Annotated in this window: 11 protein-coding genes and 1 pseudogene; 7 read left to right on the top strand and 5 right to left on the bottom strand. The window is 40.9% G+C overall.

Features of this window, described 5'->3' with window-relative positions; genetic code table 11:
• Positions 1 to 999: 999 nt before the first annotated feature.
• Complete coding sequence (locus ABGU93_RS12705) at positions 1,000 to 1,806, bottom strand: methyltetrahydrofolate cobalamin methyltransferase (RefSeq protein ID WP_347413815.1); 807 nt, start codon at positions 1,804 to 1,806, stop codon at positions 1,000 to 1,002.
• A 202-nt stretch (positions 1,807 to 2,008) separates the two neighbouring features.
• On the opposite strand from ABGU93_RS12705, the gene ABGU93_RS12700 reads away from it, so the two are divergent.
• From ABGU93_RS12700 to ABGU93_RS12675, 6 genes are all read left to right on the top strand, one after another.
• Positions 2,009 to 3,805, top strand: a complete 1,797-nt coding sequence (locus tag ABGU93_RS12700; protein WP_347413814.1) for an ASKHA domain-containing protein — start codon at positions 2,009 to 2,011, stop codon at positions 3,803 to 3,805.
• 124 nt (positions 3,806 to 3,929) lie between these two features.
• The gene (locus tag ABGU93_RS12695) at positions 3,930 to 4,988 is read left to right on the top strand and encodes an asparaginase domain-containing protein (protein WP_347413813.1); all 1,059 of its coding nucleotides are present in this window, start codon (positions 3,930 to 3,932) and stop codon (positions 4,986 to 4,988) included.
• Between the two features lie 56 nt (positions 4,989 to 5,044).
• The gene (locus ABGU93_RS12690) at positions 5,045 to 6,505 is read left to right on the top strand and encodes an NAD(P)/FAD-dependent oxidoreductase (RefSeq protein WP_347413812.1); all 1,461 of its coding nucleotides are present in this window, start codon (positions 5,045 to 5,047) and stop codon (positions 6,503 to 6,505) included.
• A 432-nt stretch (positions 6,506 to 6,937) separates the two neighbouring features.
• Positions 6,938 to 7,921, top strand: a complete 984-nt coding sequence (locus tag ABGU93_RS12685) for a uroporphyrinogen decarboxylase family protein (protein WP_347413811.1) — start codon at positions 6,938 to 6,940, stop codon at positions 7,919 to 7,921.
• A 66-nt stretch (positions 7,922 to 7,987) separates the two neighbouring features.
• Entirely contained in the window at positions 7,988 to 8,791 is an 804-nt protein-coding gene (locus tag ABGU93_RS12680; protein WP_347412624.1) for a methyltetrahydrofolate cobalamin methyltransferase, read from the top strand.
• Positions 8,792 to 8,913: 122 nt separating this feature from the next.
• Positions 8,914 to 9,540 carry a corrinoid protein gene (locus ABGU93_RS12675; RefSeq protein WP_347413810.1) on the top strand — a complete coding sequence of 209 codons (627 nt, stop codon included), beginning with the start codon at positions 8,914 to 8,916 and terminating at the stop codon, positions 9,538 to 9,540.
• 110 nt (positions 9,541 to 9,650) lie between these two features.
• Here the strand turns inward: ABGU93_RS12675 and ABGU93_RS12670 are convergent, their stop codons facing one another.
• Together ABGU93_RS12670 and ABGU93_RS12665 are read right to left on the bottom strand one after the other, a co-directional pair.
• Complete coding sequence (locus ABGU93_RS12670) at positions 9,651 to 11,045, bottom strand: SLC13 family permease (RefSeq protein WP_347413809.1); 1,395 nt, start codon at positions 11,043 to 11,045, stop codon at positions 9,651 to 9,653.
• Between the two features lie 158 nt (positions 11,046 to 11,203).
• Positions 11,204 to 12,598: an MFS transporter gene (locus ABGU93_RS12665; RefSeq protein ID WP_347413808.1), complete on the bottom strand. Its 1,395-nt coding sequence runs from the start codon at positions 12,596 to 12,598 to the stop codon at positions 11,204 to 11,206.
• 282 nt (positions 12,599 to 12,880) lie between these two features.
• On the opposite strand from ABGU93_RS12665, the gene ABGU93_RS12660 reads away from it, so the two are divergent.
• On the top strand, positions 12,881 to 13,537 hold the full coding sequence (locus tag ABGU93_RS12660; protein WP_347413807.1) for a TetR/AcrR family transcriptional regulator: 657 nt from the start codon (positions 12,881 to 12,883) through the stop codon (positions 13,535 to 13,537).
• A 68-nt stretch (positions 13,538 to 13,605) separates the two neighbouring features.
• Here ABGU93_RS12660 and ABGU93_RS12655 read toward each other — a convergent pair whose 3' ends face one another.
• The gene (locus ABGU93_RS12655; RefSeq protein ID WP_347413806.1) at positions 13,606 to 13,863 is read right to left on the bottom strand and encodes a hypothetical protein; all 258 of its coding nucleotides are present in this window, start codon (positions 13,861 to 13,863) and stop codon (positions 13,606 to 13,608) included.
• 318 nt (positions 13,864 to 14,181) lie between these two features.
• Positions 14,182 to 14,354 (bottom strand): annotated as a pseudogene (gene tuf, locus ABGU93_RS12650) (elongation factor Tu); the annotation flags it as partial.

Raw genomic sequence — 14,354 nt, 5'->3', positions numbered from 1 at the left:
ATTTCTTTGCTATCTCACGAATATCCTGTGGTGTAGCCTCTTGTGCAATCTCAATGTCTGATTTAAAACCCATATTATTTCCTCCAATACTTTGATAAATTTTTAACATCTGCATTTATGATATATGATTTTAAACTAAAAATCAAATAATAAATGTGACAATTTTTTACTGGAAAAATACGAATAACGTTTACATTAACGGGGTTTACATCAATAATCAGAGCAATATTTTACTCTGCGACACAAAACAGCTCAGCAATTCACCAGGTAATTACCATTTGATTCCTTTTAGTGTTTTGTGTTGCTCATATGATGATTTACGAAATACAATATTTTCGTTTTTTTGACTCAAATCCCCGAATTTGTAATTTTAATGTTATTTCCCATTTTTTTACTCAATCCCTGTTGTTATTTCATCCATAAAAACTACCTTTGCATTTCAATTATTTACCAAGCTCACCTCCCATTTCTTTTTTCCGAATCATTATACCTACAACTTTATGCTATTCCATTTGCCCTTTAAAACTCGACCTAAAAATGCTGATATCGGGCAGCTAGTCCACTATTTACTTGTATATACAAATTTTAATCAGATTATCATTATTTTTTAAAATTGTCAATATTTTTCTAATTAGAGTCAATTTATTTTCTTTAATTGTTTGTTATTTCTCAAACAATCCATTTTCATGTAATATATCTCCATATATTGATATTATACCCTTCGTTTTCTTTTCATTTTAGTTAATAAATTATAAGTTAAATTTCTTTACATAATCACTTCATTTTTTTCGCTTTCAATATTATCTGAAACAATAATATAAGCAACCAAAAAAAATGCAGTGATTAGACTGCATTTTAAGTATCTATTGCTAATATTCAGCTGATTGATTATCCAGGATAACAGCAGTTATCCTTCAAGATAAGAACAATAACTCACACAAATGAATCTGGCCACCTGCAATAACTACGTTTAAACCAATTTGTAAATTGACTAAGAACTTATTTTTCTGGTATTGTAATTCTCCCCTGCCGAAATGCTTTACTATAGGTGCGACAGTACTTATCTTTACCAAGTAGCGCATAGGCTGCGAAAATAGTTCCCATCATATCCTGATTTGTTGGATCCATAACAGCTGAATCCATGCCGGCCTGAATGGCAAGCGCTAAAAATGTTTTATTCATCAGCGATCTGGCCGGCAAGCCAAAAGAGATATTACTTAAACCGGCAGTGATGTGAATCGTTGGATATAATGCTCTTATTTCCGAAATTTCCCTGGTAAAATTCAGCAATGAGTCATTATTCGTGGATAATGCCATCACACATGGATCGATATGGATACGATCCGGCGTTATCCCAAACTTTGCCGCTTTATCAACCATGATTTTCGCAATATCCACCTTTGTTTGAACATCACAGGGAATCCCTTTATTATTACATGTAAGTCCGATAACATCCCATGTATTTCCGTCCATGAGCGGCAGCAGGACTTCGCATTTTTCACCTTCATCAGAAATAGAATTGATAAGCCCAGGTTTATTCGCATATTTGAATACAGCTTCGATGACTCGGGGATTGGGACTATCGATGCAAAGCGGTGTTTCTGTTGCGTTCTGAACAACATCCATCAGCCATTTCAATGCCGCTATTTCTAATTCAGGGGCAGTGCCGGCACACACATCGATAAAGTCTGCGCCTGCTTCTTCCTGTTTTATAGCACGCTCCGCAATAAACTTAGCATCTCTTTTAGCAATTGCTTCCTTTATCGCTGGAATTGTTCCATTTATTTTCTCTCCAATAATAATCATACTCAGCCTCCCAATGTTGACATCGTTTTCATTTTCTTAGATTTTCCGTTCCGTACCTGTATATACAGACTATCATTTCCTTTATTTTTTGTCAATATTTTTCTATGCTTATTGAAAATCTCATTTTTAACGGGTATAATGAAATTAGTTTAGATAATATTTTACAGTCTACCCTAATTTATGACTACGAAAGGACAATTTTATGTCATCTTTGAATACTATTCGCGTTTTTTTTCCATTATTGGATAAAAGTGTCATGGTTGAAGCTGGAAAAACAGTTGCTGAAGCCTGCGCTCTGGTCGGTTTTCCGCAAAACCTGGTTTGCGGGGGCAAAGGAACATGCAAAAAATGCCTTGTTACCATTCGTGAAAACGATTTAGTTTCGGAAGTGCTTGGCTGTCAGCATCTCATTTCTGAAGATATGGCCATTCTTATTTCAAAAGAAGCAGCTTTATCCCAAATACTGGAAGCAACTGACAATGGGGAGCTGAGTTTCAACCCCAAAACCAGAGTGGCTGCCATTCCGATTACGGCGTTAAAAACTGAGATGTGTTCCTATGATCTTGAAACCGTCCGGAAGGCCCTTGAAATACCAGTTACAATGTCTTCCATTAAAGTATTGCAAAAATCATCTGAGATTTTTCATCAAAAGAGCTTTCCCGTTATGAACTTTATTTTGTATAATGATGAAATTATCGATCTGATCCCTGGCACTGAAGAAGTGAATGCCTATGGCGTGGCTTTTGACATTGGCACCACCTCTGTTGTCGGTTATCTTTACGATTTGACAAATGGGGTTCTGATTCACCAGTACTCTTCCCTGAATCAGCAAATTTCTTTTGGCGGAGATGTGATCAGTCGCATCGATTATGCTTCTACCGCTCCGGAAAACCTCAAGGCCATCCAGCATGCTATCATCGAAACCGTCAACAATATTTTATCGAATCTTTTTTATGAATCAAAAATACCAGCTGAAGCTGTTTATGAGTGCGTCTTCTGCGGTAACAGTACCATGGCTCATCTTTTTCTGGGCTTAAATCCGCTGCATTTGGGGCTTTCTCCGTTTACCGGAATTACCCGGGACATGGTTGTCCTCAATGCCGAAGAACTCAATATCAATATTAATCCCAACGGTAAAATAACCTTTTTGCCCTTGTTGGGAGGGTTTGTCGGCGCCGATACAACCGCGGTTCTGCTGGGCCTGCCAAAGGATGACGAATACCGCTTGATGATCGATTTAGGAACAAACGGGGAAATTGCCGTAGGCAACCGTAATCGCTATTTTGTCGCTTCCACTGCCTGCGGCCCTGCTTTAGAAGGTGCCGGTATCCATATGGGGATGAGAGGGACCACTGGCGCCATTGAAAAAATTGACCTGGTTGACAATGAGATTCAGTGCCAGGTTATTGGCGGTGCGGCCCCGCTTGGTTTTTGCGGGTCGGGGATCATTGATGCGATTGCCTTCCTGTATCGGGAAAAATTGATTTATAACCGCGGTAACTTTATTAAAGGTGAGGATCTTGATAATCACCCTTTCAAAGATCGTTTTAAAACAGACGAAAACAATCAGCGTTATTTTGTTTTTGTTCGTCATGAGGATAACCCCAACGGCAAAGAAATGATCATCACCCAAAAAGATGTCCGGGCTGTTCAATTGGCCAAGGCTGCTATCTTTACCGGCTGCAGTCTTTTAACCGAAAAATATGGCATCAAAGCCGAAGATCTCAAGGAAATAACCCTGGCGGGTGCTTTTGGAAATTACATTGATATCGAAAATGCCCAATTTATCGGGTTACTGCCCGAGATTTCCGGCGTTCCGATCCGCTCCATCGGCAATGGCGCCGGTACCGGTTCCCAACTCTTCCTGCTATCCCAGGATGAAGCCCAACGCTGTGAGGAGATCCCCAAGATAACCACCCATATCGAGTTAGCCACCGATCCTAATTTTTCCAACCTTTATATGCAAAACACGACCCTTGGTCAAAATGAAATGAAATAAAGCTCCGTTTTAAATTTACTGCACTTTTTAAAAAGCAAACACTCAGCTGATGTTTGCTTTTTTTATTCCCCTGATCCTCATTAGATGCTATAATTATTCTAAATTACCGAAAGGATGTTCAACTATGGAAAAAACACCCAAAATCTTATTATTGTTAACCGGAGGGACTATCGGCAGTGCGGTCAACGACCACTGTATCAATGTGGATTCCCGATGCGGTGACGACTTACTGACCATCTACAAAGAACAAAATAACCGTGAGGTCGAATTCGAGGTCATCCGTCCTTTTAATATTCTCAGTGAAAACGCCGAACCACAACATTGGCTGCAAATAATTGAAACACTCCAATCCCAACGACTCAGCGATTATGACGGTGTCATCATTGCGCATGGCTCGGATACCCTGCCCTATACCGCCGCCGCCCTTGCGTATGGCCTCGACAGCCCGTTGATTCCGATTGTTTTAGTGGCTGCCAATTATGCCATCGGCGAACCCAACAGCAATGCCATTACCAACTTTTCGGCAGCGGTGGAATTTATCAGCAATATGAAGCTGCCCGGTTTTTATGCCATCTATAAGAATAGTGATGATGTCATTTATGTCCACCTGGCCACCCGGCTCCAGGAAGCCGATTGGCTGAAAGACGATTTTACCAGTTTTGGTGGTCCGTTAGGGGTATTTGATCAACGGGGGCTGTGCTGCGTGCCCACAGCTAAAAATCCAACCATGATCAAGCTTTATAATCCCTCACTTGATGATGTCCCCGCAGTTCAAGAATTTCGCAATGAAGTACTGGCGCTGCGCGCCTATCCCGGTCTCAATTATGAGGTGATCGATCTCCGCAAACGCCCGATCCGGGCTGTGTTGCACTCATTGTACCATTGTGGCAGCGGAAATATTACCGGGACAAACGGCACGTCCCTCTTAGCCTTTATTAAGGACAACCCCAATGTCGATCACTATATGATCTCCTACAAAAATATTCATGGCGATCTTTATGCTTCCTGTCAAGAACTGATTGCCGCCGGTGGGATTCCCCTGGAGAACATCTCCTTTGAAGCGGCCGTAACCAAATTGAACTTTGCCTATAATCAGCAGGAATGCTCACCACTTAACTATATGAAACGTGAATTTTTCTATGAGTTTCTGCGAGATGCCCAGGAAAATGGGTATGTAATATAATATTCACTACCTTTTAAGCAAGTGCTAAAAATCCAGTTTTAATAAAGGAGAATGCTATGTATGATGTAGCTATAATCGGAGCCGGAATAATCGGAACCTCGATTGCCCGGGCTTTAAGTCGTTACAAATTATCCGTTGTTGTTTTTGATAAAGAAGATGATGTATCTATGGGTGCCACCAAAGCCAATTCGGCCATTGTCCATGGCGGCTTTGCCGAGTCCCACGCCAAAGTAAAAGGCGGCCTGTGTTACAAAGGCCGCAAACAGTTCGACCAATTAAATGCGGAACTGAACTTTGGTTTTGAAAAAATCGGCTCGCTGGTTCTGGCCTTTGAAGAAGAACAGCTGGGGAAACTCAAAGAATTATACGAAAATGGCCTGGCCAACGGTCTGGATGATTTGGAAATTCTCGATCACGACCAGATCATGGCAATGGAACCCAATGTCAATTCGGATGTTAAATATGCCCTCTATTGTAAAGGCGCCGGCATCTGTTCGCCCTACGAAATGGCGATTGCCATGGCTGAAAATGCCGTGGCCAACGGCGTCGAACTCCTACTGAAGACCGAAATTACCGGGATTGAAAAAACAGCTGAAAGCTTTAATCTGACTGATCACATGGGCAAGCAATACCAGTCGCACTTTGTCATCAATGCCGGTGGCGTTTCTTCGGATACCGTATCCAAGATGGTTGGCATTGATTATTTTACCATTACCCCCCGAACCGGGGAATATATTCTGATGGTTCGCGGTTCAGCCAGTATCATCAATACCGTCTTGTTCCAGATGCCAACAAAAATGGGCAAAGGCATTCTTGTGGCCCCCACCTATTATGGCAACCTGCTAATTGGCCCAGATGCCGTCAATGAAGACACCGTTGATAAATCGACCCACGCTGAAAGACTCCTGAAGATTTTTCACGAAGCGAAACACACCACGGACAAATTAAATATTAAACAGTTTATCCGCAGCTTTACCGGTGTCCGGGCAGTCAGTTCCACCGATGACTTCATCATTGAAGCCACACCAGTTACTGGGTTCATTAATTGTGCCGGGATTCAATCGCCGGGACTGACTTCTTCACCGGCAATTGCCGAGATGGTTCTTAACCTTTTAAAAGAACTGAATTGTCCGTTTGACGAAGACTCCAGCTTCAATCCGTATCGGGCCCCTATTATTACCAAAACCGAATTGAAGCCGGTTAAAGAAATCCAGCCTCTGGTGGACATGGATTCCAGTCCCGAAAAAATAATCTGCCGCTGTGAACAGGTCACTGAAGCAGCCATTGTTGACGCAATGAACCGGGGCATTCCTGTAACTACCGTCGATGGGATTAAACGCCGCACCCGGGCGGGCTGCGGCTGGTGCCAGGGAACCTTCTGCCGCCCCCGGGTCGCTGAAGTGATGGAACGAGTGCTTGGCCATGAAATTGATGCTGGTTTTGATGTGGAACACAGCGGCGTCAACCGGGTGGGGAAAAATGAAATCGTAGATTATATTCAAAAGCATAGCGATTGACCGATTCTGCCGTTATCCTTAGTCATCGGGACGATAACTGAAGGGCACTTATCGGTACGAGCAAACTTAAAAAAGAGCTGCAGTCTTAATAACACTGTGGCTCTTTTTTTATTGCTAGTCAGCGATTGAGCTGATTTTTCTGGCTTTTTGACGTGATTTATTTATATTTCTTTAAAAAAACTATAACTCAGGCACTTTTACAAAAATATTCGTTGACAAAATACCTGCAACCGTTTATAATCACAGTAAATGAAAGAGTATTTACTAAAATAACAGTAAATAAAATGTCATATACTAAAATATTAGTTTTAAATCTGTGCGCTCGTTTAATCGTTATTTTTATTGTAATCGCAGTCAAAATATGTGATTATCAGCAACTTTGCTAAAACTGATCAATGATTCATTCTAGATAAACCAAGGAGGCTATACACTATGTTAACTGTAAAAGAGAATTTAAAAGAAGTCATGACCGGTGGAAATCCAGATCGTTTTGTTAAACAATATGAATTTCTACAAATGATTATGAGCGTACCATCTGGTCGTGTCAAACCCCAGATCGGTGAAGAAGTAATCAATGAATGGGGTATTACCATCCGTTGGCCAGAAGGTCAACTTGCATCATTCCCAGTACACGATGCGCAACATGTTGTTCTCGAAGATGTTACCGAATGGAAAAAATATGTTAAAGCTCCAAGTATGGAACGACCTGCAGGTGCATGGGATCAGGCCATTGCTGACGCTAACGCCGTTGATCGGGACAATAAATATGTTGCTGCCTTCATCGCTCCCGGTTTATTTGAAATGACCCATTATCTGATGGGTATGGAAAATGCACTCATGAGTTTCTATGAAGAACCGGAAGCCATGCATGAACTGATCGATTATTTAACAGAGTATGAACTGGATTATGCTAAAGCATTAGTTGAAAATCTGCATCCTGATGCAATTTTACATCATGACGACTGGGGCAGCCAGATTTCCACCTTCCTTTCGCCAGCAATGTTTGAAGAATTCTTTTTAGACTCCTACAAAAAAATCTATGGTTTTTACAAAGCCAACGGCGTTGAACTGATTGTTCATCATAGCGACAGCTACGCTGCAACCTTAGTTCCCTATATGATTGAAATGGGCATTGATATCTGGCAGGGTGTTATGACAACCAATGATATTCCTAAAATGATCAAAGAATACGGCGGAAAAATCACCTTTATGGGTGGTGTTCACAGTGGTGTCATCGATCATCCCGAATGGACAAAAGAGCAAATTGATGCAGAATTTGCCCGCGCCTGCCGCGAATCTGGAAAACTCTACTTCATCCCTGGTGCTTGTCAGGGGCTGCCGGTTTCTTCCTTCCCGGGCGTTTACGAAGCCTGTGATGAAGCCATCGAAAAAATGAACAAAGAAATGTTCCAGTAAAAAAATAATTTGAAAATCCATGCTTTGAAAGAGCGGTAAAAATTAATAACCAGAGGAGTGACAAAAATGATTATTATCGGAGAAAAAATTAACGGTGCGATTCCTTCCACCGCGAAAGCAATCGCCGCCAAAGATGGCGAATTTATTAAAAATCTGGCCAGGATTCAAACCGAAGCCGGCGTGGATTACATTGATGTCTGTGCTTCAGTTGATGACGACATTGAACTGGAAACCATGAAATGGTTGATCGATCTGGTTCAGGAAGTTACCGAAACCCCCATTGCGGTGGACAGCCCCAATGTTTATACCTGTATCGAATCGATGAAATACTGTAACAAACCCGGTTTATTTAACTCCGTATCGTTAGAAGGCGATAAGATCGACGCGGCATTTAAAGCCATTGCCGATACAAAATGGGAATGCGTAGCGCTGTTAAACAGTGACAAAGGGATTCCTAAAACCGCCAAAGACCGTCTCGATGTATTTGCCGATTTAATGGCCAAGGTCAAAGAATATGGCATCGATCCATCAAGAATGCACATTGATCCATTGGTAGAAATGCTTTGTACGTCTGAAGATGGGATTGCTATGGTCGTCGAAGTGATCCGCAGCATTAAAGAACAATATCCCACCATCCATGTTACCGGCGCGGTCAGCAATATTTCCTTTAACCTGCCGGCCCGAAAAATGGTCAATATGGGCTTTACCGTCCTGGCCATGAACGCTGGTCTGGACAGTGCCATTCTCGACCCAACCAACGGCGACTTAATGGGCATCATCTTTGCCACGGAAGCGTTACTGGGTGAAGACGACTACTGTATGGAATATATTGGCGCTTACCGGGAAGGGATTTTCGGTCAGAAAAAATAGTCTAGCCAGTTGTTTATAACCAAAAATCACTAAACTGTACAACCTATTTTGACAACCGGTGCACACAGCCAGTTGTCAGATGTTAAAAATACTCAAAATAAATATTGAACAGGAGAAAAGACATGTCAAAAATTCAAGAAGTTAAAGCAAAAGTAGAAATTGGTAAAACAAAACTGATTCCCGGATTAGTTCAGGAAGCATTAGACGAAGGCAACGCACCAGGTGAAATTCTGCAAGCGATGGTTGACTCGATGGGTGTTGTTGGCGAGAAATTCTCTTCCGGAGAAATCTTTGTCCCTGAAATGTTGATCGCTGCAAAAGCGATGGCTAAAGGCGTCGATGTCTTACGACCATTGTTAGCCGGTGATACATCAAACTCTTTAGGAACCTGCATTATCGGAACCGTCGCTGGCGATTTACATGATATCGGAAAAAACCTGGTTTCAATGATGATCGAAAGTGCCGGATTCACCATGGTTGACCTGGGCGTCGATGTCCCAGCTGACCGATTTGTCGAAGCCATCAAAGAAAACGAAAACGTTACTTTAGTTGCCTGTTCAGGACTGTTAACAACAACTATGCCTGCTCTTAAAGAAGCTGTTCAAACCATTAAAGCCAGCGGACTGGATGTTAAAGTTATTGTTGGTGGCGCACCTGTAACACCAGAATACGCTGCTGAAATCGGTGCTGACGGTTTTGCTCCAGATGCTGGTAGTGCCGCTGTTAAAGCCAAAGAAATGGTTGCTTAAGCACTAACCAAAGATCAATTAGCCCCTTAATTTAATATCATAAAAAAAAGAGAAACCTGCGGGTCTCTCTTTTTTTATGCCTAGAATGTTGTTGCCATAAATTTCGTGTTTTAGGCCAATCCCACCAGTTTCCCGGCAATCGGCAGCCATAATGTAGCTAAACCCACAAAAGCGATTTGAAGCCAGATTGCGGCTTTAGGCATATCGGTCATCTTGTAATAGCCAGCAGTATAAGTAATCAATGGAATGGTATCAATCGGGAATAAATAACAGTTGCCGGCACATAGGCCAAGAGCAATAATCAGTAACGCCGGATTGATTCCGGTGGTTGCCGCCAGACTAACAATAACTGGTGTCAATACCCCGATTAATGCCGGTGCTACGGGAACGATCAGCATAATCACAAAACACATCACGGCAACGAAGAAAACCCCGCCCATCAGTGTAAATGATAAGGATGATGGTAAAACATAGCTGACAAACCATTCGCTGACACCGTTTGCAACAATCGTATTGGCAATACATAAAACTGTTCCAATCAAAATAAACGATATCCAACTGACCGCTTTCATGTAGCGCTCCCAGGTGAGTATCTTGATCCCTGGTAAAAAGAAAGAAACACAGCCAATCAGGGCTACCACAGTCACTTCAATGGCCGGATAGAATGAGCTGAGTACCCAGAAGGAAGTCATGACTAATCCAATCAGAATGACCTTCAATTCTCTACTATCCACTTTTTCCATAACTTCAATGGACTTCAAGTAGTTATCAATCTCATTTTTATCAATATTTACCGGAGGAAATATTTTCGTCAAGATGAACCAGGCCAGAGGCACCATGACTACAACAATCGGGATACCACAGGCCATCCACTGAATAAAAGTGATCTGGATACCTGCCAGATTTTGCAGTAAGCCAATCGTTAAAATATTAATGCCACTACCGGCCGGCGTCATTAGACCGCCTAACATCACCGCTATCGGAATTCCCATCATCAGTGATTTTGCCGTTTGCTGACGATCTGCTTCATTTTTAAATAGCTTGAGAAAGCTGGCTCCGATACCCATAAAAACAACCACCGATGGTACATCCGTAACGATCGAAGATACCAGGGCACCAGCAACCATAATCGCCAGAACACAGGTTTTGACATCTTTACCAAATTTTTTAAGCAGCGCATGTAAGATCCGTTGAACAATCGGCGTGGAGGTCACCGCCTCAGCCAGCCCAAATGAAGCCAGTACGAAAAATAAGATCGTGTTGGTAAATCCGCTAAGTCCGGCGGTCAGATTTTTTGTGACCCCCAGCGTTGGCAATAGCGCCAGACATAGGAAACAAATAACGCCAACTGGCAACGCCTCAGTAATCAACATGATTAAAAAGAACAGCAATAAGCCAATGGTTATCAGTCCCTTATCGGTCAAACCCATTGGTATGGGTAGAAAAAAAACGGCTACAAGCACGGCAATGCTGAGAACCATTCCGATGATCTGTTTTTTATTCATAATCCACCTCAATCGTAGTTTAAAGATGATAGTTAATCTGTTTTATACCCAAAATTAGTGCTATTCATCTCATGAAACAAATAAGAAGCCTATCAATTTATATGAATATGGCTTCTTATTTTTATGTAATTATTTTAATGTCATCTTATTTACGTCTACTATTCTGCTATTTTATTTCTGGCATTAATTTCAGCTTGATATTGTTTCACTTTTTCAGTGGTTAAACGGTAGCCAAAGGTTAACAGAACCGCACCTGCGAGAACCGTAGCACCAGGAATTGTACAGAATAAAGTGGTAATACCAGCTTTTAATTCTGGTGTGGCAGTAGCAGGATCCATTTTTGCAACAAAGCCTACCGATGCCAGCATAGCCGGAATGATTAAACCTTTGATGAAGATAGCAAGTTTCAATGGTAAATTCGATAATCCCATAACCCAGCTTGATGCTGCTTTTCCTGTTTTCCATTCACTGTAGATCGATGCGTCACCATATAAAGCAACCATCAATGCGTATAGGAATCCTAAGAAGAACTGTGCACAGGAAAGTACAACCAGAACCATTGTGATATTTCCAACAACAAATTGACAACCAATTAAGAATACACCTAAACCGTAACAGCCAATCAGTGCAGCTGTTCGTGTTGACAATTTTGCGGCAACATATTTACTTGAATATGAGCCAATTACCGCCATAATATTGGCAACCAGCAAGTATACACTAAACATTGCAACATCGTTAGCTACATAGGTAAAGAAGTATACTGCCGAACCGGCACAGACAAAGTTAACTGTCCAACGTGCAACATCTGCTAAAAGTAATACTAACAAATGGGGGTTCTGAACCAATGATCTAGCCATATCGCCAATGGATATTTTTTCTTTTTTTGCAGCAGTCGTATTAGCAGCAGCATCTTCATATGAAGCTTCATATCCACCTGTCAGTTTAAAGTGAATGAAATAACCTAACCAGTAAACACATGCCATTGCAAATGCCGAAATTGTGAACCCAAGTACTGGGTTTTTGACTAATTCACCAACCCATAAAATAGTGGCCAAGCCCATTGCTGAGAAAATAATTTTCCCGACATTTGCATAAGCGCCTCGTGTTGCGGATAATTGTGTTCGATCTTCTGGTGAAGTCGAAATTGTTGGTATTAATGCTATATTAGCAACGTACGAGAAGTTCCATGCAACGTGTGAAGTAATGAAAGCGACACAGATGATGATCATTGGGACGATTCCAGTGCCAATAACTGTAAACATCATCGTATAAAGAACGACGACAATTGGTGGTATTACCAACAAATAAGATCTGTATTTTCCCCATTTCATTGGTTTAAGCGCATCAATAAATCCACCATAGAAAGGTGACAAGACCATATCTACTGTACTTGTTAAGGTCATAATTATTGCAGTTGTTCCCAAATCAAATTTTGCAATGTTTGTTAAAAAATATGCAAAATAAAACACTTCGACATTCGACATCAGAGTAAAACCAAGATCTCCAATACCAAAGAATTTTTTAAGCCCTGAACTTAAGGGTTTTTTTTCCATAAAAGAGCCTCCTCAAATTTTTTAAATGATCGACTAAAGTAAAATTTCCGGATTTTTACCTTCGTCATTTTAGATCTTTCAGTAATATTACTAAGACTTACTAAATAGTAACCCTTTACATCAGTTTTGTCAAGCTTTTTTTATTAAATTATTGTTGTTTTACTGTTTTTTTAGTAATTTGTATTAATTTATTTTTTTATTCCATTCTTTTACTATTTTTCCTTGTTAATTCTCTCACTTAGTGCTAAAATTGCTATGCCACATTGCTTTAAGGAGATTAAAATGCGAAAAATGACCAAAGGCGAGATGACAAAGGAACGCATCTACAAGAGCGCCAAAGAACTTTTTTATAATCAGGGCTACAATGCCACTACAATTCAACAAATCGCCGATCATTCCGATACAACTTTAGGTTCCATGACCTATCATTTTGCCACCAAAGATACCTTTATTGCGCGAATTTTTGATGACTATCTCGATTCCATCCACGATTCGCTGAATAAAAAGCTAATCGGATATAAACCTATCAATGCCTTTGAAAGACATTTCTATTTAACCATGGTCTGGTATCATCATCTGCTGAGTGATCCGCGTGTCAATCATTTTTATTATGAGATTTCTCAAAATGATTCACTTTATCCACATCTTCATGGAAAAATGGGAGAAATCTATCACGATTTTGTCAGAGATTATAATTTGCGCGTTCGTCCGATTGACTTCGATGCGCTGCTTATTGCCGATTTCGGAGCACGGCGGGAACTCACCAGAGCTTTTTGCGAAAAACGGATTAAAATGCCAGTAGAAGATTTTTCTATTCTTATTATTACAAATACTGCCCGGTGCTTGGGTATTCCTCAAAAGTCAATATATCGAGTGGGCTATGAAGCCCTATTGTTTTTTCGAGAACATGATTTTTCAGAAATTAAACTACTAATCTAAAAAAGGTCTATTCAGAAATCATCTGAATAGACCTTTTGGTTTATCTTTTTGTCTTCTTAATTGCTTTTTTATTTGGCTTTGAAGGTAATAATTACGCCTTCAGTGACACTGTTGGCCCAACTGCCATCACTGGAAAAAACGATATGCTGGCCTTGAACAATCGGCACAATCGCAGCCAGTTCATAGCCTTTCTCATCATAATTATTACAGACATTCTCAATTTCCTGCGCTAATTCTTCCGTTTTACATTTTCTGAAACCCTTATTATAGTCATTTCCGACTGACTCCACCTTGTCACTAATGGTCACGCTGATATATTTTTTCATATACTTTTTCCCCCAACAAAATTTATGGTTCTATTGTATCACAAACGCCGCTGAAGATCGAACAGAGTTTTTATCTTGCCATTGGTAAATAAAAAGCCACCTCTCGAGAGAGGCGGCAAGATTGACCAAAAATATTCGTATTTACCTAACGCTATCGAACTGATCAAACAGCATCGCTCAAATATTTTTGGTATTATTATATGTTTACAGATTTTTAAGAATCATATCCACACGAGGACCTTTCTTTCAAAATCTGCATTTGCTTCCTTATCCTTCGCCCGCTAACTACCAATTTTTATCAAAAATTGGACTCAGCTTTTAGTCTTCCAGCATTTTGGCAACAACACCAGAACCAACGGTACGGCCGCCTTCACGAATCGCGAAACGTAAACCTTCTTCGATCGCGATTGGTGTGATCAAAGTGATTTCCATCTGCACGTTATCGCCAGGCATTACCATTTCTACGCCTTCTGGTAATTTGATGATACCAG

Source organism: Acetobacterium sp. (genome assembly GCF_039830195.1).
In the GTDB taxonomy this organism is placed as follows: domain Bacteria; phylum Bacillota; class Clostridia; order Eubacteriales; family Eubacteriaceae; genus Acetobacterium.
Note: the sequence above shows the minus strand (reverse complement) of the source record. Positions and strands in the feature narration are given on the sequence as shown.